Here is a 24,139-nt window from a genome sequence, read left to right on the forward strand (position 1 = left end):
CTCTTTTTCGTTCCGTTTCCGGTCCGAATTCGATTTCCGGCGACCCGTGGAGTGGTCTTGCCTTTCGGCGTGTCCACTACGTTAGTCGATTCTCTCGGCAGCTCATAATCGAGCTGATAACGCGAATTACGGGCATGCCGAATTCGCACCCGTCAGGGCGAGGATCGTCGGTAGTGGTGTGGCCGCTCCGAGTGGCTCGATCCGGTCCGATGGACCGTGCCGAGAGCTGTACCCGTGTCAAGCGGCTCGGACTACATTAGGCGTCTGCCGGGCGTGAGTCAAGCCGCCTTGCGGCTGGGGCGACGACGCGGCGCGTGGGCACGGTACGGGCTCACGGTCGGATCCCCCTCGATCCAGAAGCGCCACGGCTGGTGGGCCCCGTCGCCGCCCACCCCGGTGCGGGGACCGCTGCGCACCTGGTCACGGGGCGGCGGGGTGCCGTGCAGGACGGACAGTGCCGGAGCGGGGCCACCGAAGAGGTCGCTGCCGTTCAGCTCGCGGTCGACGTCCAGGGCGGTCGCGAGACGGGCCGGGCCCTTGGCCAGTTCCTTGTCGTTGCGGGCCGAGAGGCGTCGTTCGCGGGCCAGGCCGGCCCCGACGTTGATCTCCCCGGCCCTGAGCAGGACTCCGCTCGCGTGGCCGTCCGGGCCGCAGACCAGGTTGAGGCAGTGCCACATCCCGTAGGTGAAGTAGACGTACGTGTGGCCGGGCGGGCCGAACATGACGCCGTTGCGCGCGGTGCGGCCCCGGAAGGCGTGGGAGCCGGGGTCGATCTCGCCCGCGTACGCCTCCACCTCGGTCAGGCGCAGCTCGATCGTGCCCATCGGGTGACGGCGTACGAGGGTGCGGCCCAGCAGGTCCGGGGCGACCTCCAGGACGTCGCGGTCGAAGAAGTCCCGCGTCAGCGGAGTGCGGTCGAGGTTCTCGGTCATGCCATCCGAGGGTACCGGGATCGTCCGGAGGGGAACCGGCTACCGTCATGGCGCGTAAGTAGGGGTCAGGACCCAGCAGTACCTAGAAGGAGTGACTATGGGCTTCAAGCGGCTGCTCGCGAGCATGGGCGCCGGTGGCGCATCGGTGGAGACCGAGCTCACCGAGGCGAACGTCGTCCCCGGCGGCATCGTGCAGGGCGAGGTGCGGATCCAGGGCGGTTCGGTCGCCCAGCAGATCGAGGGGTTGAACGTCGGGCTCCAGGCACGGGTCGAGGTCGAGGGCGGGGACCAGGAGACCAAGCAGGACATGGAGTTCACCAAGCTGAACCTCGGCGGCGCCTTCGAGGTGCAGGCGGGCGCGGTGCACGTGGTGCCGTTCGGCCTGGAGATCCCGTGGGAGACGCCGCTCACGATGTTCGGCGGCCAGCACCTGCGCGGGATGAACATCGGGGTGACCACCGAGCTGGAGATCGCCCGCGCGCTGGACTCCGGTGACCTGGACCCGATCAACGTGCACCCGCTGCCGGCGCAGGAGGCCATCCTGGACGCCTTCCGCCAGCTCGGCTTCGGTTTCCGCAGCGCGGACATGGAGCGCGGCCACATCCGCGGCACCCGCCAGCGGTTGCCGTTCTACCAGGAGATCGAGTTCGTCCCGCCGGCCCAGTACCGCGGGCTGAACCAGGTGGAGCTGACGTTCGTCGCCGACGACCGCGAGATGGACGTCGTCCTGGAGATGGACAAGAAGCCGGGGCTGTTCAGCGAGGGCAGCGACTCCTACCGAGCGTTCAAGGTGGGTCTGCACGACTACCAGCAGACCGACTGGGCCGCGTACCTCAACCAGTGGCTCGCCCAGGTCGGCGGCCAGCGCAACTGGCTCTGAGGGCTGTCCCGCCATCCCCGGCGGTACGCCCTCCGGGAGGAGGGCGGTACGCCCCCTACAGTCGGGGAAGAAGGCAGACGAACCGATCAGGAGAGGTGCGAGACGTGACCGAGCCGAAGAGGGCCCCGCTGCCGCATGACTTCCACCCGGAGGTGCCGGCGTTCACCGTCGTGAGCGACGATCTCGCTCCGGGGGCCGTACTGGGCGACGCCCAGGTGTATGCGGCCGGGAACACCTCGCCGCAGCTGCGGTGGGAGGGTTTCCCCGAGGGGACCGAGAGCTTCGCCGTGACGTGTTTCGACCCGGACGCCCCGACGGGCAGCGGGTTCTGGCACTGGGTGCTCTTCGACATCCCGGTGTCGGTGACGGAGCTGCCCGCCGGCGCGGGCAGCGGGGAGTTCAAGGGGCTGCCCGAAGGCGCCGTGCAGGCACGCAACGACTACGGGGAGAAGGAGTTCGGCGGCGCCGCGCCGCCCGCCGGGGAGAACCACCGGTATGTGTTCACGGTCTACGCCGTGGACACGGAGAAGCTCGGTGTCGACAGCGACACGTCTCCCGCCGTGGTCGGGTTCAACCTCCGGTTCCACACGCTCGGCCGCGCCCAGCTGATCGGCGAGTACCGGGCCCCCGCGGGCGATTAGTTCGTCTGCTGTTTGCCCTGCTCTGGTCTTGGAGAGATCAGAGCAGGGCATTTTTTTATTGCGTTGTCCATCGCGGCCCGCCCGGACAGAGTTGATCCGGGCCTGCCAGGGGGCGGGCGGCACACGGGAGGTGGGCAGGATGCGTGACACGCTGGTTCTCAACGCGAGCTTCGAGCCACTGTCGACGGTGACGCTCAACCGTGCGGTGGTCCTGATCCTGACGGACAAGGCCGTCGTCGAGCAGTCGCATCCCGAGCTCCGTATGCGTGGTGCCGCCGTGGACATTCCGGCGCCCCGGGTGATCAGGCTCTGCCGGTACGTACGGGTGCCGTTCCGAAGACAGGCGCCGTGGTCCAGGAGAGGTGTGCTGGTCCGGGACCAGTACCGGTGCGCGTACTGCGGGGGGCGGGCGTCCACCGTCGACCACGTGGTGCCGCGCGCCCAGGGCGGACAGGACACCTGGCTGAACACGGTGGCCTCCTGCGCGGAGGACAACCACCGCAAGGCGGCGCGGACGCCGGAGCAGGCGGGGATGCCGCTGCTGAAGCAGCCGTTCGTCCCCTCCCCCGCCGAGGCGATGCTGTTGGCGATGGGTGCGCGCGACCGGTCGGCGCTGCCCGAATGGCTGGACCGGGCGGCAGCGGCGTAGGGCGTGGTGGAGAGGGGGCGTCGCGGTCGCGGAGGGCCGTGACGTCCTGGGTGTACGCCCGGCGGGGGCGGGCCCCGTGCGTCAGCGGAGCAGCAGCTGGACGATGGCCACCGTGCCGACCGCGACGATGAGGCAGCGCAGCACGGTGGGGCTCAGCCGGCGGCCGACCTTGGCGCCTATCTGGCCGCCGATGGCCGAGCCCACCGCGATGAGGACCACGGCTGTCCAGTCGAAGTCGGCGACGAAGAGGAAGAACAGGGCGGCGATGGTGTTGACCACGGCGGCCAGGACGTTCTTGACGGCGTTGAGGCGCTGGATCGTGTCGTCGACCAGCATGCCCATCAGGGAGAGGTAGATGATCCCCTGGGCGGCGGTGAAGTAGCCGCCGTAGACGCTGGCGAGGGTCAGACCGGTGAACAGGAGGGGCCCGCCGTCGGTGCGGGGCGTGGCTCCGGTGTGCTCACGGCGGCGCTGCACGGCTTTGCTGATGCGCGGTTGCAGGATCACCAGGACGAGAGCCAGGGCGACGAGGACGGGGACGATCGTCTCGAAGGCCGTGGAGGGCAGGGCGAGGAGCAGGGTCGCCCCGGTGAGTCCGCCGATCGCGGCGCCGGCGCTCAGCTTGAGGATGCGGCGGCGCTGTCCGGCGAGTTCCTTGCGGTAGCCGATGGCCCCGCTGATGGAGCCCGGGATGAGTCCCAGTGCGTTGGACACGGTCGCGGTGACCGGGGGCAGGCCGGTGGCGAGCAGGACGGGGAAGGTGATCAGGGTTCCTGAGCCGACGATCGTGTTGATCGTGCCCGCGCCGAGGCCGGCCGCGAAGACGGCGATTATTTCCCAGATGGACAAGGCCATCTCCTTCGGTGGTCAGTGACGCCTCCCCGCCATGAAGGTCGAGGGGCCTCACTGATCATGCACGAAGGGGGCGTCGGGTCAGGAGACGGGGGGTTCCTCGCGTCGTTCCACGGCGGGGGCGGGGATGGAACCGTGAGTGTTGCCGCCGTTGCCCCCGTTGCCGCCGTTGCCGCCGGTGTTGAAGCCGGGGACGCCGCCGCCGAGGTTCCCGAAGGCGCCGCTGAGGCCCTTGAGGGCGTCGCCGATCTCGCTGGGCACGATCCAGAGCTTGTTGGCGTCCCCCTCGGCGATCTTGGGGAGCATCTGGAGGTACTGGTACGAGAGGAGCTTCTGGTCCGGGTCTCCGGCGTGGATGGCCTCGAAGACCGTGCGGACGGCCTGGGCCTCGCCCTCGGCGCGCAGGGCGGCGGCCTTGGCCTCGCCCTCGGCGCGCAGGATGGCGGACTGCTTCTCACCCTCGGCGGTGAGGATCTGGGACTGCCTGATGCCCTCGGCGGTGAGGATCGCGGCGCGCTTGTCGCGGTCGGCGCGCATCTGCTTCTCCATCGAGTCCTGGATGGAGGTCGGCGGCTCGATCGCCTTGAGCTCGACGCGGTTGACGCGGATGCCCCACTTGCCGGTCGCCTCGTCGAGGACGCCGCGCAGGGCCGCGTTGATCTCCTCGCGGGAGGTGAGGGTCCGCTCCAGGTCCATGCCGCCGATGATGTTGCGGAGGGTGGTGACGGTGAGCTGCTCGATCGCCTGGATGTAGCTGGCGACCTCGTACGTCGCCGCGCGCGCGTCGGTCACCTGGTAGTAGATGACGGTGTCGATGTTGACGACCAGGTTGTCCTGGGTGATCACCGGCTGGGGCGGGAAGGGCACCACCTGTTCACGGAGGTCGATCCGGTTGCGGATCGAGTCGATGAACGGGACGACGATGTTCAGGCCCGCGTTCAGGGTGCGGGTGTAGCGGCCGAACCGCTCCACGATGGCGGCGCTCGCCTGCGGGATGACCTGGATCGTCTTGATCAGGGCGATGAAGACGAGCACCACCAGAATGATCAGAACGATGATGATCTGCATCGTGTCTCTCGTGCCCTTCGGTTGGCCGGTGGATCGCGGGGATCGGGGTCGTACCTCATGTGCGGCCGGTGGGCGGCGAGTTGCGGCTGCCGGGTCCGGGGCTCACGAAGATCGACATGATCGTCTTCGAGTCTGGCAGACCTCGGCCCGCCCTGTGCACGGTTTCGGTCACATGACGACGGCCGTCGCTCCGTCGATGTCCACGACATCGACCTGGCTGCCGGGTTCGAAGATCTGGTCGCTGTCGAGCGTGCGGGCCGACCAGACCTCGCCGGCGAGCTTGATGCGCCCTTCGTGGGCCGATACGCGTTCCAGCACGACCGCCTGACGTCCTTTCAGGGCGTCGATGCCGCTGGCGTGCCCCGCCTGTCCGGCCCGGTGTCTGGCGGCGATCGGGCGTACGACGGCGATCAGCGCGACCGAGACCAGGACGAAGACCAGCACCTGGGCGACGATCCCGCCGCCGAGGGCGGCGACGGCCGACGCGGCCACCGCCCCGACGGCGAACATGCCGAATTCGGGCATCGCGGTCAGGACGAGGGGGATGCCCAGTCCCACCGCGCCGATCAGCCACCACACCCACGCGTCGATGTCCACCCGGTCATCGTAGGACTGTCGGTGCGTCACCGACAGGGCGCACGGGGGTCGACTGCGGTGAACCGCTTGCCGGCCGGGGTGCGGTGGCCCGTGGCGGCGCCCCCGTCAGGAGAGCGGGAGACCGTGCGCGGTGTAGCGGTCCCCGGTGTGCTCGACGATGAGCGGGAGGCCGAAGCAGCGGGAGAGGTTGCGGGAGCTGAGCTCGGTCTCCATGGGGCCGGCCGCGAGGATCTTGCCCTGACGGATCATCAGGACGTGGGTGAACCCGGGCGGGATCTCCTCGACGTGGTGGGTGACCATGATCATGGAGGGGGCGTACGGGTCGCGGGCGAGGCGTCCGAGGCGGCGGACGAGGTCCTCGCGCCCGCCGAGGTCGAGTCCGGCGGCGGGCTCGTCCAGGAGCAGCAGCTCGGGGTCGGTCATCATGGCGCGGGCGATCAGGGTGCGCTTGCGCTCGCCCTCGGAGAGCGTGCCGAACCTGCGGCCCAGGTACTCCGTCATGCCGAGGCGGTCGAGGAAGGCGCGGGCGCGCTCCTCGTCGACGGCCTCGTAGTTCTCGTTCCAGGTGGCGGTCATGCCGTACGCGGCGGTGAGGACCGTCTGCAGCACGGTCTGGCGCTTGGGCAGCTTGTCGGCCATCGCCACGCCCGCCATGCCGATCCGGGGGCGGAGTTCGAAGACGTCGGTGCCGACGCCGCCGAGCTGGTCGCCCAGGATGGTGGCGGTGCCCGTGCTGGGGAAGAGGTAGCTGGAGGCGAGGTTGAGGAGGGTCGTCTTGCCGGCGCCGTTGGGGCCGAGGATGACCCAGCGCTCGCCCTCCTTGACCGACCAGGAGACGTCTTCCACCAGAGCCCGTCCGTCGCGGACCACGGATACGTCCACCAGCTCCAGTACATCGCTCATGGCGCGTTGTCTCCCCATGCAGTCTCGTCGATCGTCGCGTGCCGGTGGGCACGGCTCCCAGGGAAAACCTACGCCACCGCGCGAGTGCTTCGGCCGTGAGGGCTGTCCCCAGGCGTCGCCCGAGGGCTGTGCCGCGATTCCCGGGGGATCGGCGCGCGGCGTCGGATGCGGTGCACCGCAAGGCGGAGGGGCATCCGCATACCGGATGTACGGGGATGTTCCGACAACGCGGCGAGGTGCCGTAGCCGGCGTCGCGCGCCCGCCGGGAATCGCGGGACGGTCCTTAGGCTGTCGGCATGCTTGTCGAACCACGTTCAGGGTTGTTGGCCGCTTGGGGAAACGCGCTTCTGGCGGGGCTCGTCTCGCCGGACGAGGCGGCCCTCGCGATTGTCGGTGAGGACGCGGTGCACCGCGTCGAGGGGCTGCCGGGCGAGGCGGGGCCGGTCGGGCTCACGCTGGCGCTCGGCCGGTTGCGGGGGCTGGGGGTGACCGGTTTCCGGGTCGCGCTGCCGGTGCCGGGGCACCCGCTGGGGCTGAGCGGTCCGCCGGATTTCAACGCGCGGGCGCTGGAGGCCGAGGAGGCGGTGGTGGCGTACGGAGCACCGTACGGGCTGGTGCCGGAGGTGAGCGAGGCCGGGCCGGAGGGGGATCTGCACGTCGAGGTGGTGTGGCGGGTGCTGCCGGTACGGGAGGCCCCGCCGGCGGACGTGCCGTCGCTGGGCGAGGCGGAGCGGGAGCTGGCCGAGGCGCTGCGGGACGCGACGGCGGTGCTGGCGCGGCTGGACGTGGCCGGGGCGGGTCCGGTGGCGGAGGCGGCGGTGGACGCGTACCGGGCGCGGGTGGAGCGGGGGGACGGGCGCGAGGTGCTGGCGCCGGGGTATCCGCCGCGCGCGGTGCGGGTGCTGGAGATGGCGCAGCGGGTGGGGCTGCTGGTCTCGGTGGCGTACGGGAACGGACACGGCGGTGCGGTGAGCGCGTCGGAGATCGCGGCGCGGGGGGCCGCGCTGCGGCCGGTGGAGCGGGTGGCTCGGCGGGCCGTGGTGGCGGCGTACAACGCGTATGTGGAGGGCGGGGAGGTGGGTCGGTAGGCCCGGGGGCGTTCCGCTCCCGGCGATGCGCCCCGGTGGTGTTCCGCTCCCGGCGGTGGGGCTCCCCCGGGCCGCCGGGGGCGGACGGGCCCCTGCTGAGGACCGCCCGCCTCGGCACCCGGCCGGGCCGGCACGGTGGCGGGGTCAGTCCGCGGCTCCGTGGCGTACGGCCCACAGGGCCGCCTGGGTGCGGTCGGCCAGGTCGAGTTTCATCAGGATGTTCGACACGTGCGTCTTGACCGTCTTCTCGGAGAGGACGAGCGCGCGGGCGATCTCCCGGTTCGAGCGGCCGTCCGCGATGAGGCCGAGGACCTCGCGTTCCCGTTCGGTCAGGGTGCTCCCCCGCCCGGTGCCCGCGCCCGCCTCCTCCTGGGCCAGCAGCGCGCCCGCCACCTCCGGCTGGAGCAGGACGTGGCCGGCGTGCACCGAGCGGATCGCCCCGGCCAGGGCGTCCGGGTCCACGTCCTTGTAGACGTAGCCGGAGGCTCCGGCGCGCAGGGCGGGGACCACCGTGCGCTGCTCGGTGAAGCTGGTGACGATGAGGACCTTGGCAGGGTTGTCCAGCTCGCGGAGGCGGCGCAGGGCCTCGATGCCGTCGGTGCCGGGCATCTTGATGTCCATCAGTACGACGTCGGGGCGCAGCTCCTCGGTACGGGCCACGCCCTCCGCGCCGTCGGCCGCCTCGCCGACGACCTCTATGTCCTCCTGGATCTCCAGGAAGGTACGCAGTCCGCGGCGGACCACCTGGTGGTCGTCGACCAGCAGCACCCTGATGATCTTCTCAGCCACCGGGGACCTCCATCTCGATCGTGGCGCCCTTGCCGGGCTCCGAGGCAACGGTGAGCCGGCCGCCGACGCTGCTCGCCCGGTGGCGCATGGAGACGAGGCCGAGGTGGCGGCCCGCCCGTCGGACGGCGGTGGGGTCGAACCCGCGCCCGTCGTCGGCGACGCGCAGGACGGTGGCGGCCGCGCGCCGGGTCAGGGTGACGGTGACGCGTTCCGCGCCGGAGTGGCGCAGGGCGTTGTGCAGGGCCTCCTGCGCGACCCGGAGCAGGGCCTCCTCCTGGGCGGCGGGCAGGGCGCGCACCCCGTGGCTCTCGAAGGCGACCTCGGCGGTGTGCGCCCGGTCCAGGACCTGGACCTGGGTGCGGAGGGTGGCGATGAGGCCGTCCTCGTCGAGCGCGGCGGGGCGCAGCTCCACGACGGCGGCCCGCAGCTCGTCGACCGCCTCGGCGGCGAGGGCGGCGACCTGGTGGAGCTCCCCCTTGGCGCGGGCGGGGTCGCGGTCCACGAGAGCGGCGGCGGCCTGGGCGGTGAGGCGGAGCGAGAACAGCTTCTGGCTGACCGCGTCGTGCAGCTCGTGGGCCAGCCGGGAGCGCTCCTCGGCGATGGTCAGTTCGCGGCTGCGCTCGTAGAGACGGGCGTTGGTGAGGGCGATGGCCGCGTGCTGGGCGAGGATCGAGAGCAGTTCCTCGTCCTCGGCGGTGAAACCGCAGCCGCCCTCGGGCTTGGGGCACAGCTTGTTGGCGAGGAACAGGGCCCCGATGATCTCGTCCCCGTCCGTGATGGGCAGGCCGAGGAAGTCGGACATGTCGGGGTGGGCGGCGGGCCAGCCCCCGAACCGGGGGTCCTCGCGGACGTCCGCGAGGCGTTCGGGCCCCGACTGGTGGAGCATCGCGGCGAGGATGCCGTGCTGCCGGGGCAGCGGACCGATGGCCTTCCACTGCTCGTCGCTGACGCCGTCGACCACGAACTGGGCGAAGCCGCCGTGGTCGTCCGGGACGCCGAGGGCCGCGTACTGGGCGTCGAGCAGCTCGCGGGCGGAGGCGACGATCGTCTTGAGGACGTCGCCCACGTCGAGGTGGCGGCTCATGGCGAGCAGCGCGGCACTCACCGCGGCGAGCCCCGACGCTGGGCGATGACTCATGGGATCACCGTACCGGCGAGGTGTCGAGGGCCGTATCGGGCCGGAGTCGGTGATCGGCGGGCGGCGGCCCGGGCCCGCGGGGCGCCGCGGCTCGGTCGCAGGTCGTAGGACCGGCCGCCGGTACGTCCGCGCGGGGGCCGGCGAGGCGGTCGGGGGCGGGGCGCCGCCCCAGGCGCGGCGCCCCGGGGGGAGCCCGCCGGGGCCGTCCTCGCCGGAGGGGGCGAGGGTCGTGACGCTCCGAGTTGCTTCAGCAACGAAAGGTGAGGCGGCCCGGGTGCCGATGTGAGCCCAAGCATAGGAGCCACGTCACTTACGAACGTACCTAGTGGGACGATAAGGGCGATTTGACCAGGAGCACGTCAGGGTTATTTCGGGCGAACAGGACCCTTCTCCACTACCCGGCTTCGTACGTCACATCTTTGCCACGGGTTTTTGCTGCCGCTAAGAATTGCTCTCGTCCCCGACGGAGGTGCGCATCACCGCCTCCGGTCTCGTCCTCCGTGAGGACCCCTGAGTATTCGAAGAGGTAGCCCTACATGTCTGCGACTCGCATCCCCAGTCGTCTCCGTCGTCTGAACAAGGTCCAGAAGATCTCCGTGGCCGGTGTGTCGGCCCTGGGCGTCGCCGCCCTGACCTTCTCGCTCGTCCCGTCGAACGGTGAGGCCGAGGTCGCCCCGCAGGCGGCAGCCGCCGCCGCGCCCGTCGCGTTCACCGGCGTCACGGGTTCCGCACAGGCCAAGACCGTGCAGGACAGCGTGATCGCGCAGCACTCCACCGCCGAGAAGCTGGTGAAGGCCGCCGACGCCGCCAAGGCGAGGGCCGCCGCCGAGACCAGGGCCAAGGCCGCCAAGGCGAAGGCCGCCGCGGAGGCGAAGGACAGGGCCGAGAAGGCCGCCAAGGCCAAGGCCGACGCGAAGAAGCGCGGCTCCGAGGCCGCCAACCGCTCCACCGCGCGCAAGCCCGTCTACGCCAACAACCTGGACGGCTGGATCCGCGAGGCGATGTCGATCATGAAGAAGGAAGGCATCCCCGGCTCCTACGAGGGGATCCACCGCAACATCATCCGTGAGTCCAGCGGCAACCGCTGGGCCATCAACAACTGGGACATCAACGCCCGGAACGGCATCCCGTCCAAGGGCCTGCTCCAGGTGATCCAGCCGACCTTCGACCGGTACCACGTCAAGGGCACCAAGAAGGACCTGTACGACCCGGTCGCCAACATCGTCGCCGCCTGCAACTACGCGGCCGACCGCTACGGCTCCATGGACAACGTGAACAGCGCCTACTGAGCCGCTGCTCCCCACCGGGCGCCGCCGGGCCACCGGGAACCGGTCCCGGCCCGCCCGACCCGGCCGTACCCATGCCGGAGGCCGGCACCCCGCGGGGTGCCGGCCTCGGCGTCGTACTACCGGTGGCGCGCCGTCCGGCGACGGCGCGGGAGGAGCCTACTTGCGCATGACCTCGGGCTCGTGGCGGCGCAGCAGGCGGGCGACCGCGAAGGCGCAGACGAGGGCGATCACCAGCAGCACGAAGATGTTGATCCCCCACTGGGTCGCCGTGGCCTCCCAGAGCGGGTCCAGGTCGGTCGGGTTCTTCGGGTCCCACGGCGGCATCAGATGGGCCAGGTCCAGCGTGGTGCCCGCCGCGGCCACGCCCCAGCGGGACGGCATCAGCCAGGTGAGCTGCTCCAGGCCGGGGGTTCCGTACACCTGGAAGAGGACGCCGGTGAACACCAGCTGGACGATCGCGAACATGACCAGCAGGGGCATGGTCATCTCGGAGGTCTTGACCATCGCCGAGATCATCAGGCCGAACATCATCGAGGTGAACCCGAGGGCCACGATGGAGAGGCAGATCTCGACGGCCGGCGGCATGAACAGGCCCTCGGCCGGCAGGTCGCGGACGGCGAAGCAGATGCCGCAGAGGATGACGCCCTGGAACGCGGTGATCACGCCGAGCACGATCACCTTGGACGCCAGGTAGGCCGAACGGGAGAGGCCGGTGGCCCGTTCCCGTTCGTAGATGACGCGTTCCTTGATCAGTTCTCGTACGGAGCTGGCCGAACCGGCGAGGCAGATGCCGACCGCGAGGATCAGCAGGATCATTCCGGACTTGCCGTTGAACCGGGTCGGCGGGGTGGGCGCGGTCAGTCCGAACTCCGCCGGGATGACCGCGCTCAGCACACCGATCACCGCCGGCAGCGCCACCATCAGGCCGAGGAAGGCCTTGTCGGAGGCGATGACGGAGGAGTAGCGGCGCACCAGGGTCCACAGCTGCGTGCCCCAGGCCTGCGGCTTGGGGGGCCGCATCTGCTGCGGCGGCGGCATGGTGACCGGCTGGGCGGCGACCGCGTCGATGTCGGAGGCGTACAGCTGGTAGTGCTGCGAACCGCGCCAGCGGCCCGCCCAGTCGTAGTCGCGGTAGTTCTCGAAGGCGGAGAAGACGTCGGCCCAGCTGGTGTAGCCGAAGAAGTTCAGCGCCTCCTCCGGCGGGCCGAAGTAGGCGACCGAACCGCCGGGCGCCATCACCAGGAGCTTGTCGCAGATCGCCAGCTCGGCCACCGAGTGGGTGACCACGAGCACCGTGCGGCCGTCGTCGGCGAGGCCGCGCAGCAGCTGCATGACGTCGCGGTCCATGCCCGGGTCGAGGCCGGAGGTCGGCTCGTCCAGGAAGATCAGCGAGGGCTTGGTCAGCAGCTCCAGGGCGACCGAGACGCGCTTGCGCTGGCCGCCGGAGAGCGAGGTGATCCGCTTGTCCTTGTGGATGTCGAGCTTGAGCTCGGCGAGGACCTCGGTGATCCGGGCCTGGCGCTCGGCCTCCGTGGTGTCCGCGGGGAAGCGGAGCTTGGCCGCGTACTTGAGCGCCTTGGAGACGGTCAGCTCCTTGTGCAGGATGTCGTCCTGCGGGACCAGGCCGATGCGCTGGCGCAGCTCGGCGAACTGCTTGTACAGGTTCCGGTTGTCGTAGAGGACGTCGCCCTGGTCGGCGGGCCGGTAGCCGGTGAGCGCCTTGAGCAGGGTGGACTTCCCCGAACCGGACGGGCCGATGACCGCGATCAGCGACTTCTCGGGGACGCCGAAGGAGACGTCCTTGAGGATCTGCTTCCCGCCGTCGACCGTCACCGTGAGGTGGCGGGCGGAGAAGGAGACCTCGCCGGTGTCGACGAACTCCTCCAGCCGGTCCCCGACCAGCCGGAAGGTCGAGTGGCCGACGCCGACGATGTCGTTCGGGCCGATGAGGGCGGAGCCGGACTTGTGGAGCGGCTGGCCGTTGACGTACGTGCCGTTGTGCGAGCCGAGGTCGCGGATCTCGAAGCGGCCGTCCGGCGTGGCGCGGAACTCGGCGTGGTGGCGCGAGACCTGGAGGTCGGAGACGACGAGTTCGTTCTCCAGCGCACGACCGATGCGCATGACCCGGCCGAGGTCCAGCTGGTGGAACGTGGTCGGGCTGCGGTCTCCGTAGACCGGCGGCGCCCCCGCGGCGCCGCCGTGTCCCGGTCCTGCCGGGTGCCCCGGGGCCTGCTGGTGCGGCACCCCCTGGTGCGGGGGCTGCTGGTGCGGGACCTGCTGCCGGGGAGCCTGCGGCTGCTGCCACGCCTGGTGCTGGGCGGGCGCCTGGTGCTGGACCGGGGCCTGGTGCTGGACCGGGGCCTGGTGCTGGACCGGGGCCTGCTGTCCGTGCCAGCCCGCGCCGCCGCCCTGCTGCTGGTGGGGCTGCTGTACGGGCGCCTGCCCGGCGGCGGCCGGGTGGCCGCCGGAGGCGTCGGCGCCCGTTGCGGCGCTGAGGCTCACCCGGGGCCCGTCGGTGGCGTTGCCGAGGTGGAGCACCGTGCCGGGGCCGATCTCCACCTGCTGGATCCGGCGCCCCTGCACATAGGTGCCGTTGGTGCTGCCGTGGTCCTCGATCGACCAACCGCGGCCGTTCCAGCTGATCGTGGCGTGCCGCCACGAGACCCTGGCGTCGTCGATCGTCAGGTCGCCCTGCGGATCACGCCCCAGGGTGTACGTCCTGGACGGATCGAGCGTCCAGGTGCTGCCATTCAATTCCAGTACGAGTTCCGGCACTCCGCGCCCCACTAGTCGTCCCCCGTGTTACCCCCGTCGCAGGGAGTCTAGGGATGCTGAACATCGTGGGGAACTATTCCAGGACCAGTCCCCGATCCGAAAGTCGGACGGGTGAAGACCGCGCGGAGACCCGGCCGGCCACGCCGAAACCGGGGGTGAAACACGATCGGAGCGGGTGAAGTCCGGACGAACATCCGCTTACCGCTCACCGACGTCCTCATGGCCGGATAACCACGCATTGAGCAGCAGTCGTCGGGGCGGAGCGCAAGACCCGTACCGGTCAGATCCGCACTCCGTGCTCCGGCGGGGGCCGAGGACCGCCGCCTGCCGGGGCGGGGCCGGTCCGGGCGGCGCGGGCACCGCCGGGGCGATTCCGTCCGGCACTCGGGACGACCGGCCGGAGGGGGCGGCGGGACCGATACGGTGGGAGCACCATGAGCGCATCCCAGCCATCTCAGCCCCTCCCGTCTCCTGGGCCCGTCGAGCCCCCCGAGCCCCGCCGGGCCGGCGGGACGGGCGGTGAGCCCTCCCGGGCCGGCGACAGCCCCACGCTTCTCGTCAAGATCTTCGGCAAGGACCGGCCCGGCATCACCGCCGGCCTCTTCGACACCCTCGCCGCGTACGCGGTCGACGTCGTGGACATCGAGCAGGTCGTCACCCGGGGCCGCATCGTGCTCTGCGCCCTGATCACCCCTCCCGCCGCGGGCGGGAGCACCGAGGGCGATCTGCGGGCGACCGTGCACAGCTGGGCCGACTCCCTGAACCTCCAGGCGGAGATCATCTCCGGCATCGGCGACAACCGTCCCCGCGGGGACGGCCGTTCGCACGTGACGGTGCTGGGGCACCCGCTGACCGCCGAGTCGACGGCGGCCATAGCGGCCAGCATCACCTCGACCGGCGGGAACATCGACCGGATCTTCCGGCTGGCGAAGTACCCGGTCACCGCCGTCGAGTTCGCGGTGTCGGGGACCGGGACCGAGCAGTTGCGGACGGCCCTGGCGACCGAGGCCGCGGAGATCGGCGTGGACGTCGCGGTGGTCTCGGCCGGGCTGAGCCGCCGGGCCCAGCGGCTGGTGGTCATGGACGTCGACTCCACGTTGATCCAGGACGAGGTCATCGAGCTGTTCGCGGCGCACGCGGGGTGCGAGGACAAGGTCGCCGAGGTGACCGAGCAGGCGATGCGCGGGGAACTGGACTTCGAGCAGTCGCTGCACGCCCGGGTCGCGCTGCTGGCCGGTCTGGACGCCTCGGTGGTGGACAAGGTCCGCGCCGAGGTACGGCTCACTCCCGGCGCCCGCACCCTCATCCGCACGCTGAAGCGGCTGGGCTACCAGGTCGGTGTGGTCTCCGGCGGTTTCACCCAGGTCACGGACGACCTCAAGGAGCGGCTCGGCCTCGACTTCGCCTCGGCCAACACGCTGGAGGTGGTGGACGGCAAGCTGACCGGCCGGGTCGTCGGCGAGGTGGTGGACCGGGCGGGCAAGGCGCGGCTGCTGCGGAGCTTCGCCGAGCAGGCCGGGGTGCCGCTGGCGCAGACGGTGGCGATCGGGGACGGGGCGAACGACCTCGACATGCTGAACACCGCCGGGCTCGGCGTCGCGTTCAACGCCAAGCCGGTGGTCCGGGAAGCCGCGCACACCGCGGTGAACGTCCCGTTCCTGGACACCGTGCTCTACCTCCTCGGCATCACCCGGGAAGAGGTGGAGGCGGCGGACGGCCTCGTCGGCTGACCGGCCGGCGTCCGTCCCAGGACGCCTGCGGCCGGGGCCGGGGCGGTCCCGCCGTCGCACGGGTACGTGCCGCGAGCGGCCCGGGGCCCGGTCCGGGCGGGGCCCGGAGCACGAGGCCCCGGAACGCCCGGCGGGAAGGGCGTGCCGGGGCCATCGCATGGGTGTGCGACCGGTCCTGCGGTCGGCTCAGTCGTTCGGCGTCCAGTACTCGGTGAGCCTGCCGGCCCCGTGTTCCACGCTCTTCCAGGGGCCGGGGAACTCGACCACGGCGTAGGAGGCGGTGGGGAAGCCGTCCCGGGTCATTCGGGCCAGGGCGTCACCCTCGGCGGAACCGGAGAGGGCGTCGGCGGCCCCGTGCATGCCGGGGTTGTGACCGATGACCAGGAGGTTGCGCACCTCGTCCGGCGTCTCGTTGAACAGGGCGATCAGCTCGCCGAGGGAGGCGTCGTACAGCCGCTCCTCGTAGACGGTGCGGGGACGCTGGGCGAACTCGTGGACCGCCAGCTTCCAGGTCTCCCGCGTCCGGACGGCGGTGGAACAGAGGGCCAGATCGAAATCGATGCCGGAATCGGCGAGCTTGCGGCCGGCCACGGGCGCGTCCTTGCGGCCGCGTTCGGCCAGCGGGCGCTCATGGTCGGAAGCCTGTGACCATTCCGCCTTGGCGTGCCGGAGAAGGACGATCCTGCGAGATGTCTCGACGCTCATACATCTCAGCTTCGCATGAAAACCGGCCTGGGGCGCAGGGTGTTGACGGGCTCGCCCAGAGAGAGGGCGGGGAGCCGGCGCACCGGTCCGCGACCGCTCCGGCTCAGCGGAGCAGCAGCCGGAGTATGGGCTCGATCAGCTGTCCGAGCACCGGGGCGCCGGTGGCGGCGTGCGCCTGTCCGGGAGTGAGGATCATGGACAGCAGGACCGCGAAGGCGACGGCGGGCAGGGCGAGGGCCCACCAGGGCAAGCGGGCGCCGCCGCCGTCCGCGGGCGGCCGGGGAGGCCTGGGGCGCGTCGTCGGTACCGGCATGGCCGCCTCCGTGGAGTCATCGGGTCGTCACCGAAGAACTTACGGACCGGGGGCAGCGGCTTCCATCCGGCGACCCACCCACCTGACCCTGACCCTGGCCCCCTAAGGGAAGGGGGGCTAGCCCCACCCCCGGACAGGGGAAGGGGCCGCCGGGGCCTCCCGGGGGCGCCGGACCACCGGGTCCGGGCCCCGCGGGCAGCCGCGGCCTCGGGGGTCAGGGTGAGGCGATCGTGGCGATCACGCCGATGACGACGGTGATGAGAAGCATGGCCCCGAAGACGAGGAGGAGCTTCTTCTGGCCGTTCTGGGGATTCGGATCGAGCACTGGCATGGGGTCAGTGTCGCATCTCAGCACTCGTCCTCGATCGTCCGGTTCCGTCCCGCGAGGACGCCGACCGCCATCTGGGGAATCATCAGCCCGGCCATCAGGGCGATCGGCAGTCCCCAGCCGCCGCTGTGCTGGTAGAGGACGCCGACGAGCAGCGGGCCGGGGATCGAGAGCAGGTAGCCGGTGGACTGGGCGAACGCCGAGAGCCGGACCACGCCCGCGCCGGTCCGGGCCCGCATGCCGATCATGGTGAGGGCGAGGGGGAAGGCGCAGTTGGCCACCCCGAGGAGCAGGGCCCAGGCCCAGGCCCCGGCGGCGGGGGCGAGGTAGAGGCCGCTGTAGCCGATCAGGCCGCACATGCCGAGGGCGACGACGATGGGGCCCTGCTGCCTGAGCCGCGAGGCGGCCCGGGGGATGACGAAGGCCAGCGGAACGCCCATCGCCATGGTGACCGCGAGCAGCAGTCCGGCCGTACCGGCGGAGACGCCCGCGTCGCGGAAGATCTGCGGCATCCAGCCCATCGTGATGTACGCGGCCGTGGCCTGGAGCCCGAAGAAGCAGGCGAGGGCCCAGGCGGTGCGGCTGCGGGTGATCCGCAGGCCCGGGGCCTCCGCGCCGGGGGCGGCGGAGGCGGCCGGGGCGGGCGCCGGTGTGCGGTCGCGGACGAGAACGACCCAGGGCAGCACGGCGGCGGCGGCGAGCGCGGCCCAGACGGCCAGGCCGGTCCGCCAGTTCCCGCCCAGCGCGCCGGTGACGGGGACGGTCAGGGCCGCGGCCAGGGCGGTGCCGAGGGCCAGGGCCATGGAGTAGAGGCCGGTCATGCTGCCGACGCGGTCGGGGAACCAGCGCTTGACGATCACCGGCATCAGGATGTTGCTGACCGCGATGCCCATCAGGGCCAGCGCGCTGGCGGCCAGGAACCCCGCGGTGGAGCCGATGTAGGGGCGCACGACCAGGCCGACCGCGATGGCGGCCATGCCCGCGCAGACCACGGCGCCCGCGCCGAATCGGCGGGCCAGGCGCGGCGCCGTCACGCCGAAGACCGCGAAGCACAGCGGCGGTACGGAGGTGAGCACTCCGGCCACGCTCCCGCTCATGTGCAGCCCGTCGCGGACCTCCTCCAGCAGCGCGCCGAGGCTGGTGATCGCGGGGCGGAGGTTCAGAGCGGCCAGGACGAGCCCCACGGCTATGAGGCGCAGCAGCCAGGGCGCGGGGGGTTCGCTCCCGTCGGCGAGCCGCGGCGTGCGGAGTTCAGGGGCGGCGCGCGGGGTCGGGGCGCTCTTCAGGGTCGGGGCCTGCGTATCGTCGTCCGGCATAGCCCCATCATAGAATCATGGGATGATTGATTGTCCACTCCGTTCCCCCTCGACCGCCCGGGCCGCCTGAGAGAATCCGGCCCCACCCCCTTCCCACCCGGCCCTCGCCGGGCAGGACCCGAGCAAGGAGCACCATGGCGTTGACGTCCCCGCGGCGTTCGGCACTCTCCGACCAGGTGATCGCCCAGCTGAGGAACCAGATCACCTCGGGCGAATGGCCCGTCGGCTCGCGGATCCCGACCGAGCCCGAGCTGGTCGAGCAGCTGGGCGTGGCCCGCAACACCGTCCGCGAGGCGGTGCGGGCCCTCGCGCACAACGGGCTCCTGGACATCCGGCAGGGCTCCGGCACGTACGTGATCGCCACGAGCGAGCTGGCCGGGGTGATGCACCGCAGGTTCGCCGCCGCCGACCCCCGGCACATCGCCGAGCTGCGCTCGACGCTGGAGTCGTCGGCGGCCCGGCTGGCGGCGGTCCGGCGCACCGAGCGGGACCTGCGGCAGCTGGACACCGTGATGGCGCGCCGGGAGGCGGCCTGGGCGTCGGGCGACACTGAGGCGTTCGTCGCGGCGGACGCCACACTGCACCTGGCGGTGGTCGCCGCCTCGCACAACGACGTGCTGAGCGAGCTCTACGCCGACCTCGGGGACCTGCTGCGCGACTACCTGCGCGGCGACGTGGGCCCCGAGCTGCGGCCGGAGAACCACATGGACCACGCCCGGCTGGTCGAGGCGATCCGGGCGGGGGACGCGGAGACGGCGGCCTCGGAGGCGGCGGGTCACGCGCTGAAGTGGCTGGAGCCGCGCGCCGAACCGACCGGCTGAAGACGCGGCGGCCCGGGCCGGCGGATCCGGCCGACGAATCCCGCGCCGGACCGGACCGGGGCCTCCTCGGCGTCTCCACCGCCGTCCGCGGGCCGGGCCGCTCCCCGGCTCCCGGCCCCTTCAGCGGGGAGCGGGGCGATGGCTGACCCAGGCCGTGGCGATCTCCTTCCAGCAGCGGTCCTCCAGCCGTACGGTCCGGCCGGGTTCCACCGCGATCGCCTCGCCGTCCGCGTCCACGTCCCACCACCGGTCGCATTCGGTGTGCAGCCGGACCAGGTCGACGGAGGGGTAGGGGTTGTGGCAGTACGCGACGACCCGGGAGCCCTCGATGGAGGTACGGCACTCCGAGCCGGCCGGTTCGGGCTTCGGCGGCTCCGCTCCCGCACCGGGGTCGGCCCCGCTGGCGGCGTGGACGCCCAGCGGCACGGCGAGGACGGCGGCGGCCAGCGGGGCGAGCAGGAGGAGACGGGTCCGTCGGCGGGTGGGGCGCACAGCGTTCTCCCTCCCGCAGCCTGACCAGAAGTCCGGTTCCTCCCCATTCTGCGGTGGATCGGCGGACTTTTCGACCGGAGCGTCGGCGGGGGCCCACGGAGCGTGAACGGCCCCCGGCCGCGTACCGCCTCCCGGAAGGGGGAGAGTACGCGGCCGGGGGCCGTCAGCCCGGTCCGGTCGCGGTCAGGCGCCCATCATGTGCACGCCGCTGTCGACGTGGATGATCTCGCCCGTGGTGCGCGGGAAGAAGTCGGAGAGCAGGGCGACGATGCTGCGGCCGGCCGGCTCCGGGTCGTTCATGTCCCAGGCCAGCGGGGCGCGGGTGTTCCAGACGTCGGCCAGCTCCTCGAAGCCCGGGATGGACTTGGCGGCCATGGAACGGAGCGGCCCGGCGGAGATCAGGTTGCACCGCAGCCCGTCCTTGCCCAGGTCGCGGGCGAGGTAGCGGGAGGTGGCCTCCAGCGCGGCCTTGGCCGGGCCCATCCAGTCGTACTGCGGCCAGGCGTACTGGGCGTCGAAGGTGAGGCCGACGATCGAGCCGCCCTCGCTCATCAGCGGCTTGCAGGCCATCGCGAGCGACTTCAGGGAGAACGCCGAGACGTGCATCGCGGTGGCGACGGACTCGAACGGCGTGTTGAGGAAGTTGCCGCCGAGCGCGTCCTGCGGCGCGAAGCCGATGGAGTGGACGACGCCGTCCAGCGAGCCGAGCTCCTCGCGCACCAGGCCCGCGAGCCGGTCCAGGTGCTCCTGGTTGGTCACGTCCAGCTCGATGACCTTGGCCGGCTTCGGCAGCTTCCTGGCGATGCGCTCGGTGAGCGTGGGGCGGGGGAAGGCCGTGAGGATGACCTCGGCGCCCTGCTCCTGGGCCACCTTCGCGGCGTGGAACGCGATGGACGACTCCATCAGCACCCCGGTGATCAGGATGCGCTTGCCGTCGAGAATTCCGCTCATGGTGATCAGTGACCCATGCCCAATCCGCCGTCAACGGGAATGACGGCTCCAGTGATGTACGACGCGTCGTCGGAGGCGAGGAAGCGCACCGCGGCGGCGATCTCCTCGGGCCGCGCGTAGCGGCCGAGCGGTACCTGGGCCACGATGCCCTTGCGCTGCTCCTCGGTGAGCGCCTGGGTCATGTCGGTGTCGACAAAACCGGGGGCGACGACGTTGAAGGTGATGTTCCGCGAACCGAGTTCGCGGGCCAGCGAGCGGGCGAAGCCGACCAGCCCGGCCTTGGAGGCGGCGTAGTTGGCCTGGCCGGCCGAGCCGAGGAGGCCGACGACGGAGGAGATCAGGACGACGCGGCCCTTCTTGGCGCGCAGCATGCCGCGGTTGGCGCGCTTGACGACCCGGAAGGCGCCGGTGAGGTTGGTGTCGACGACGGAGGTGAAGTCGTCCTCCGACATCCGCATCAGCAACTGGTCCTTGGTGATGCCGGCGTTGGCGACCAGCACCTCGACGGGGCCGTGCTTCTCCTCGATCTCCTTGTAGGCCTGCTCCACCTGTTCGGCGTCCGTGATGTCGCAGCGGACCGCGAGGACACCGGCGTCGGTGAGGAGGCGAGGGGGCTCTCCGGAGCGGTAGGTGATCGCGACCTGGTCGCCGTTGTCGGCGAAGGCGCGGGCGATGGCGAGGCCGATGCCCCGGTTTCCTCCGGTGACGAGAACCGAGCGGCTCATCGGATCACCCTTTCCTTGGCTGTCTGGTACGCCGAAAACCTATCGGTACCGTGCGTGGATCGTGGAATCGGGCCCTGACAGTGGCTTGTCCGGGGTGCTGTCGGGTTCCTACAGTCCGTGCCGATGCGTGGTCGCTCCACGCGTCCGCGATATCCCCCGGTGCGGCCACCCCGCGGCGTGGTTCACTGCCGTGATGGATCGAGAAGGGAACTCCCCGTGCCCCACGAGGTAGATCAGTCATTCCTGGCCCTGCCGTCGCGCGCGCTGGCCGACGCGGCGCTCGCCCGGGCGCGGGCGCTCGGCGCGACGCACGCCGATTTCCGGTTGGAGCGGGTGCGCAGCGCCTCCTGGCGGCTGCGGGACGCGCGGCCGGCCGGGGCGTCCGACAGCACGGACCTCGGGTACGCGGTGCGGGTGGTGCACGGCGGGGCGTGGGGGTTCGCCTCGGGCGTGGACCTGACGATGGACGCGGCCGCGAAGGTGGCCTCTCAGGCCGTCGCGATGGCGAAGCTGTCGGCGAAGGTGATCGCGGCGGCCGGCTCCGAGGAGTTGGTGGAGCTGGCGGACGAGCCGTCGCACGGTGAGCGGACCTGGGTCTCGGCGTACGACGTCGACCCCTTCTTCGTACCGGACGAGGAGAAGGCGGCGCTGCTCGCCGAGTGGAGCGGGCGGCTGCTGGGCGCGGAGGGCGTCGCGCACGTGGACGCGTCCCTGACGACCGTGCACGAGAACAAGTTCTACGCGGACACGGCGGGCACCGTCACCACGCAGCAGCGGGTGCGGATCCACCCGCAGTTCACCGCCGTGGCGGTGGACGGCACGACCGGCGAGTTCGACTCGATGCGGACGATCGCGCCGCCGGTGGGGCGGGGCTGGGAGTACCTCACCGGGACCGGCTGGGACTGGGACGCCGAGCTGGAGGAGATCCCCGGGCTGCTCGCGGAGAAGATGCGCGCGCCGGGCGTGGAGGCGGGGGCGTACGACCTGGTCGTCGATCCGTCGAACCTGTGGCTGACCATCCACGAGTCGATCGGCCACGCCACCGAGCTGGACCGGGCGCTGGGGTACGAGGCGGCGTACGCCGGTACCTCGTTCGCCACCTTCGACCAGCTGGGCAAGCTGGCGTACGGCTCCCCCGTGATGAACGTGACCGGCGACCGCACGGCCGAGCACGGGCTCGCGACGATCGGGTACGACGACGAGGGCGTGGAGGCGCAGTCGTGGGACCTGGTGAAGGACGGCACGCTGGTCGGCTACCAGCTGGACCGCCGGATCGCGAAGCTGACGGGGCTCGGCCGCTCCAACGGCTGCGCGTTCGCGGACTCGCCGGGCCACGTCCCCGTACAGCGCATGGCGAACGTGTCGTTGCGGCCGGAGCCGGGCGGGCTGTCCACGGAGGACCTGATCGGCGGGGTGGAGCGCGGGATCTACGTGGTCGGCGACCGGTCGTGGTCCATCGACATGCAGCGCTACAACTTCCAGTTCACCGGGCAGCGGTTCTTCCGCATCGAGAACGGCAGGCTCGCCGGTCAGCTGCGCGATGTGGCGTACCAGGCGACGACCACGGACTTCTGGGGCTCGATGGAGAAGGTCGGCGGACCGCAGACGTACGTCCTGGGCGGCGCGTTCAACTGCGGCAAGGCCCAGCCGGGCCAGGTCGCGGCGGTCTCGCACGGCTGCCCCTCCGCCCTCTTCCGGGGCGTCAACATCCTCAACACGACGCAGGAGGCCGGACGATGAGCCGGGTCAGCAAGCCGTACGAGATCGTCGAGCGGGCCCTGGAGCTGTCCGCCGCGGACGGGCTGGTGGTCATCGCCGACGAACACTCCTCGGCCAACCTGCGCTGGGCGGGCAACGCGCTCACCACGAACGGGGTGACCCGGGGCCGGACCCTCACCGTCATCGCGACGGTGGACGGGGCACGGGGGACGGCGTCCGGCGTCGTCTCCCGGTCCGCCGTGACCACCGAGGACCTGGAGCCCCTGGTACGGGCCGCCGAGGCCGCCGCCCGGAGCGCGGGGCCGGCGGAGGACGCGCAGCCGCTGGTGAGCGGGGCGCCCTCCTCCCCCGATTTCACGGACGCGCCCGCCGAAACCGGTTCGGAGGTCTTCACGGACTTCGCCCCGGCGCTCGGCGACGCCTTCGCCCGCGCCCGGTCGGGGGGCCGCGAGCTGTACGGCTTCGCCCACCACGAGACGACCTCCACCTACCTGGGGACGTCGACCGGGCTGCGGCTGCGCCACGACCAGCCGAACGGGACGCTGGAGCTGAACGCGAAGTCGCCGGACCGTACGCGCTCGGCGTGGGCGGGCCGGGCCACCCGGGACTTCAAGGACGTCGACCCGGCGGCGATGGACGCCGGGCTGGCGCAGCGGCTGCGCTGGGCGGAGCGGCGTGTCGAGCTGCCCGCCGGACGGTACGAGACGCTGCTGCCGCCGACCGCCGTGGCCGACCTGCTGATCTACCAGTTCTGGTCGTCCACCGCGCGGGACGCGGTGGAGGGCCGGACGGTGTTCTCCACGCCGGGCGGCGGTACCCGGCTGGGCGAGACGCTCTCGCCGCTGCCGCTCACCCTGCGCAGCGATCCGCACGCGCCGGGTCTGGAGTCGGCGCCGTTCGTCATCGCCCACTCCTCCGGCGACAGCGCCTCCGTCTTCGACAACGGACTGCCGCTGGCCTCCACGGACTGGGTCCGGGACGGGAAGCTGGAGCGGCTGACGACCACCCGGCACTCGGCGGCCCTGACCGGGCTCCCGGTCGCCCCGGCGGTCGACAACCTGCTGCTGGAGGGCGGTGGCGAGCGGTCGCTGGAGGAGATGGTCGCCGCGACGACGGGGCGGGCGCTGCTGCTGACCTGCCTCTGGTACATCCGCGAGGTGGACCCGGCGACGCTGCTGCTGACCGGGCTGACCCGGGACGGCGTCTATCTGGTCGAGGACGGCGAGGTCGTCGGCGAGGTGAACAACTTCCGGTTCAACGAGTCGCCGGTGGACCTGCTCTCGCGGGCCTCGGAGGCCGGGCGTACGGAGAAGACGCTGCCGCGCGAGTGGGGCGACTGGTTCACCTGGGCGGCGATGCCGGCCCTGCGCGTCCCGGACTTCAACATGAGCTCGGTCAGCCTGGGCGTATGACCCGCCTAGACTGGGCCCCCGACCCC

General features: G+C 71.7%; 24 protein-coding genes. 9 read left to right on the plus strand and 15 right to left on the minus strand.

The genetic code is table 11. From position 1 onward, the window contains the following. Positions 1-278 precede the first annotated feature (278 nt). Positions 279-932, minus strand: coding sequence for a DNA-3-methyladenine glycosylase (locus AMK24_RS14310; protein WP_073768944.1), 654 nt, complete (start codon positions 930-932; stop codon positions 279-281). A gap of 97 nt (positions 933-1,029) precedes the next feature. Between AMK24_RS14310 and AMK24_RS14315 the strand changes: the two genes are divergently transcribed. The 3 genes from AMK24_RS14315 to AMK24_RS14325 all read left to right on the plus strand — a co-directional run bounded on the left by AMK24_RS14315 (position 1,030) and on the right by AMK24_RS14325 (position 3,102). Next, the gene (locus AMK24_RS14315) at positions 1,030-1,812 is read left to right on the plus strand and encodes a sporulation protein (protein WP_073768946.1); all 783 of its coding nucleotides are present in this window, start codon (positions 1,030-1,032) and stop codon (positions 1,810-1,812) included. A gap of 104 nt (positions 1,813-1,916) precedes the next feature. Next, positions 1,917-2,453, plus strand: a complete 537-nt coding sequence (locus AMK24_RS14320; RefSeq protein ID WP_073768948.1) for a YbhB/YbcL family Raf kinase inhibitor-like protein — start codon at positions 1,917-1,919, stop codon at positions 2,451-2,453. Between the two features lie 139 nt (positions 2,454-2,592). After that, positions 2,593-3,102, plus strand: coding sequence for an HNH endonuclease (locus AMK24_RS14325; RefSeq protein ID WP_073768950.1), 510 nt, complete (start codon positions 2,593-2,595; stop codon positions 3,100-3,102). A gap of 81 nt (positions 3,103-3,183) precedes the next feature. Here AMK24_RS14325 and AMK24_RS14330 read toward each other — a convergent pair whose 3' ends face one another. The 4 genes from AMK24_RS14330 to AMK24_RS14345 all read right to left on the minus strand — a co-directional run bounded on the left by AMK24_RS14330 (position 3,184) and on the right by AMK24_RS14345 (position 6,522). Next, positions 3,184-3,957, minus strand: coding sequence for a sulfite exporter TauE/SafE family protein (locus AMK24_RS14330; protein WP_107427402.1), 774 nt, complete (start codon positions 3,955-3,957; stop codon positions 3,184-3,186). Between the two features lie 78 nt (positions 3,958-4,035). After that, the gene (locus tag AMK24_RS14335; protein ID WP_073768952.1) at positions 4,036-5,022 is read right to left on the minus strand and encodes an SPFH domain-containing protein; all 987 of its coding nucleotides are present in this window, start codon (positions 5,020-5,022) and stop codon (positions 4,036-4,038) included. Between the two features lie 168 nt (positions 5,023-5,190). Beyond that, on the minus strand, positions 5,191-5,619 hold the full coding sequence (locus tag AMK24_RS14340) for an NfeD family protein (protein ID WP_073768954.1): 429 nt from the start codon (positions 5,617-5,619) through the stop codon (positions 5,191-5,193). 105 nt (positions 5,620-5,724) lie between these two features. After that, positions 5,725-6,522: an ABC transporter ATP-binding protein gene (locus AMK24_RS14345; protein ID WP_073768956.1), complete on the minus strand. Its 798-nt coding sequence runs from the start codon at positions 6,520-6,522 to the stop codon at positions 5,725-5,727. A gap of 296 nt (positions 6,523-6,818) precedes the next feature. On the opposite strand from AMK24_RS14345, the gene AMK24_RS14350 reads away from it, so the two are divergent. Further along, the gene (locus tag AMK24_RS14350; RefSeq protein WP_073768958.1) at positions 6,819-7,610 is read left to right on the plus strand and encodes a hypothetical protein; all 792 of its coding nucleotides are present in this window, start codon (positions 6,819-6,821) and stop codon (positions 7,608-7,610) included. A 144-nt stretch (positions 7,611-7,754) separates the two neighbouring features. Here the strand turns inward: AMK24_RS14350 and AMK24_RS14355 are convergent, their stop codons facing one another. Further along, positions 7,755-8,399, minus strand: coding sequence for a response regulator (locus tag AMK24_RS14355; RefSeq protein WP_073768960.1), 645 nt, complete (start codon positions 8,397-8,399; stop codon positions 7,755-7,757). Then, the gene (locus tag AMK24_RS14360; protein WP_073768962.1) at positions 8,392-9,537 is read right to left on the minus strand and encodes a GAF domain-containing sensor histidine kinase; all 1,146 of its coding nucleotides are present in this window, start codon (positions 9,535-9,537) and stop codon (positions 8,392-8,394) included. Before AMK24_RS14360 ends, AMK24_RS14355 begins: the two co-directional genes overlap by 8 nt. A 536-nt stretch (positions 9,538-10,073) precedes the next feature. Between AMK24_RS14360 and AMK24_RS14365 the strand changes: the two genes are divergently transcribed. Further along, entirely contained in the window at positions 10,074-10,826 is a 753-nt protein-coding gene (locus AMK24_RS14365) for a transglycosylase SLT domain-containing protein (protein ID WP_073768964.1), read from the plus strand. Positions 10,827-10,982: 156 nt separating this feature from the next. Here the strand turns inward: AMK24_RS14365 and AMK24_RS14370 are convergent, their stop codons facing one another. Next, entirely contained in the window at positions 10,983-13,601 is a 2,619-nt protein-coding gene (locus AMK24_RS14370) for an FHA domain-containing protein (protein WP_443333910.1), read from the minus strand. A 434-nt stretch (positions 13,602-14,035) separates the two neighbouring features. Between AMK24_RS14370 and serB the strand changes: the two genes are divergently transcribed. Next, positions 14,036-15,331: a phosphoserine phosphatase SerB gene (gene serB / locus AMK24_RS14375; RefSeq protein ID WP_073768968.1), complete on the plus strand. Its 1,296-nt coding sequence runs from the start codon at positions 14,036-14,038 to the stop codon at positions 15,329-15,331. Between the two features lie 186 nt (positions 15,332-15,517). On the opposite strand, the gene AMK24_RS14380 is transcribed toward serB, so the two are convergent. The 4 genes from AMK24_RS14380 to AMK24_RS14390 form a co-directional block, all read right to left on the minus strand. Continuing rightward, a complete protein-coding gene (locus AMK24_RS14380; RefSeq protein WP_073768970.1) occupies positions 15,518-16,036 on the minus strand; it encodes a SixA phosphatase family protein in 519 nt (172 codons plus the stop codon). Between the two features lie 103 nt (positions 16,037-16,139). Then, a complete protein-coding gene (locus AMK24_RS14385; protein WP_073768972.1) occupies positions 16,140-16,349 on the minus strand; it encodes a hypothetical protein in 210 nt (69 codons plus the stop codon). 214 nt (positions 16,350-16,563) lie between these two features. Then, positions 16,564-16,680, minus strand: a complete 117-nt coding sequence (locus AMK24_RS35180; protein WP_007446146.1) for an SGM_5486 family transporter-associated protein — start codon at positions 16,678-16,680, stop codon at positions 16,564-16,566. A gap of 17 nt (positions 16,681-16,697) precedes the next feature. Then, the gene (locus tag AMK24_RS14390; RefSeq protein WP_073768974.1) at positions 16,698-17,993 is read right to left on the minus strand and encodes a CynX/NimT family MFS transporter; all 1,296 of its coding nucleotides are present in this window, start codon (positions 17,991-17,993) and stop codon (positions 16,698-16,700) included. Positions 17,994-18,127: 134 nt separating this feature from the next. On the opposite strand from AMK24_RS14390, the gene AMK24_RS14395 reads away from it, so the two are divergent. Next, a complete protein-coding gene (locus AMK24_RS14395; protein WP_073768976.1) occupies positions 18,128-18,814 on the plus strand; it encodes a FadR/GntR family transcriptional regulator in 687 nt (228 codons plus the stop codon). Positions 18,815-18,934: 120 nt separating this feature from the next. Here the strand turns inward: AMK24_RS14395 and AMK24_RS14400 are convergent, their stop codons facing one another. The 3 genes from AMK24_RS14400 to fabG all read right to left on the minus strand — a co-directional run bounded on the left by AMK24_RS14400 (position 18,935) and on the right by fabG (position 20,982). Further along, a complete protein-coding gene (locus tag AMK24_RS14400; RefSeq protein ID WP_073768978.1) occupies positions 18,935-19,306 on the minus strand; it encodes a hypothetical protein in 372 nt (123 codons plus the stop codon). A gap of 183 nt (positions 19,307-19,489) precedes the next feature. After that, the gene (gene fabI / locus AMK24_RS14405) at positions 19,490-20,257 is read right to left on the minus strand and encodes an enoyl-ACP reductase FabI (RefSeq protein WP_003969986.1); all 768 of its coding nucleotides are present in this window, start codon (positions 20,255-20,257) and stop codon (positions 19,490-19,492) included. 5 nt (positions 20,258-20,262) lie between these two features. Beyond that, positions 20,263-20,982, minus strand: coding sequence for a 3-oxoacyl-[acyl-carrier-protein] reductase (fabG, locus tag AMK24_RS14410; protein WP_073768980.1), 720 nt, complete (start codon positions 20,980-20,982; stop codon positions 20,263-20,265). Positions 20,983-21,198: 216 nt separating this feature from the next. Here fabG and AMK24_RS14415 point away from each other — a divergent pair, with 216 nt between their 5' ends. Both AMK24_RS14415 and AMK24_RS14420 read left to right on the plus strand, forming a co-directional pair. Then, positions 21,199-22,722 (plus strand): TldD/PmbA family protein, encoded by a 1,524-nt coding sequence (locus AMK24_RS14415; RefSeq protein ID WP_073768982.1) that lies wholly within the window; start codon positions 21,199-21,201, stop codon positions 22,720-22,722. Beyond that, positions 22,719-24,113, plus strand: a complete 1,395-nt coding sequence (locus AMK24_RS14420) for a metallopeptidase TldD-related protein (RefSeq protein WP_073768984.1) — start codon at positions 22,719-22,721, stop codon at positions 24,111-24,113. The genes AMK24_RS14415 and AMK24_RS14420 overlap by 4 nt, the downstream gene beginning before the upstream one ends. Positions 24,114-24,139 lie beyond the last annotated feature (26 nt).

This window comes from Streptomyces sp. CB02366 (assembly GCF_001905905.1).
In the GTDB taxonomy this organism is placed as follows: Bacteria; Actinomycetota; Actinomycetes; order Streptomycetales; family Streptomycetaceae; genus Streptomyces.

Coding starts and splice junctions, on each gene's coding strand:
- AMK24_RS14310 (WP_073768944.1), bottom strand. CDS start 932: ATGACCGAGAACCTCGACCGCACTCCGCTGACGCGGGACTTCTTCGAC.
- AMK24_RS14315 (WP_073768946.1), top strand. CDS start 1,030: ATGGGCTTCAAGCGGCTGCTCGCGAGCATGGGCGCCGGTGGCGCATCG.
- AMK24_RS14325 (WP_073768950.1), top strand. CDS start 2,593: ATGCGTGACACGCTGGTTCTCAACGCGAGCTTCGAGCCACTGTCGACG.
- AMK24_RS14330 (WP_107427402.1), bottom strand. CDS start 3,957: ATGGCCTTGTCCATCTGGGAAATAATCGCCGTCTTCGCGGCCGGCCTC.
- AMK24_RS14335 (WP_073768952.1), bottom strand. CDS start 5,022: ATGCAGATCATCATCGTTCTGATCATTCTGGTGGTGCTCGTCTTCATC.
- AMK24_RS14345 (WP_073768956.1), bottom strand. CDS start 6,522: ATGAGCGATGTACTGGAGCTGGTGGACGTATCCGTGGTCCGCGACGGA.
- AMK24_RS14350 (WP_073768958.1), top strand. CDS start 6,819: ATGCTTGTCGAACCACGTTCAGGGTTGTTGGCCGCTTGGGGAAACGCG.
- AMK24_RS14360 (WP_073768962.1), bottom strand. CDS start 9,537: ATGAGTCATCGCCCAGCGTCGGGGCTCGCCGCGGTGAGTGCCGCGCTG.
- AMK24_RS14365 (WP_073768964.1), top strand. CDS start 10,074: ATGTCTGCGACTCGCATCCCCAGTCGTCTCCGTCGTCTGAACAAGGTC.
- serB (WP_073768968.1), top strand. CDS start 14,036: ATGAGCGCATCCCAGCCATCTCAGCCCCTCCCGTCTCCTGGGCCCGTC.
- AMK24_RS14380 (WP_073768970.1), bottom strand. CDS start 16,036: ATGAGCGTCGAGACATCTCGCAGGATCGTCCTTCTCCGGCACGCCAAG.
- AMK24_RS14385 (WP_073768972.1), bottom strand. CDS start 16,349: ATGCCGGTACCGACGACGCGCCCCAGGCCTCCCCGGCCGCCCGCGGAC.
- AMK24_RS35180 (WP_007446146.1), bottom strand. CDS start 16,680: ATGCCAGTGCTCGATCCGAATCCCCAGAACGGCCAGAAGAAGCTCCTC.
- AMK24_RS14390 (WP_073768974.1), bottom strand. CDS start 17,993: ATGCCGGACGACGATACGCAGGCCCCGACCCTGAAGAGCGCCCCGACC.
- AMK24_RS14395 (WP_073768976.1), top strand. CDS start 18,128: ATGGCGTTGACGTCCCCGCGGCGTTCGGCACTCTCCGACCAGGTGATC.
- fabI (WP_003969986.1), bottom strand. CDS start 20,257: ATGAGCGGAATTCTCGACGGCAAGCGCATCCTGATCACCGGGGTGCTG.
- fabG (WP_073768980.1), bottom strand. CDS start 20,982: ATGAGCCGCTCGGTTCTCGTCACCGGAGGAAACCGGGGCATCGGCCTC.
- AMK24_RS14420 (WP_073768984.1), top strand. CDS start 22,719: ATGAGCCGGGTCAGCAAGCCGTACGAGATCGTCGAGCGGGCCCTGGAG.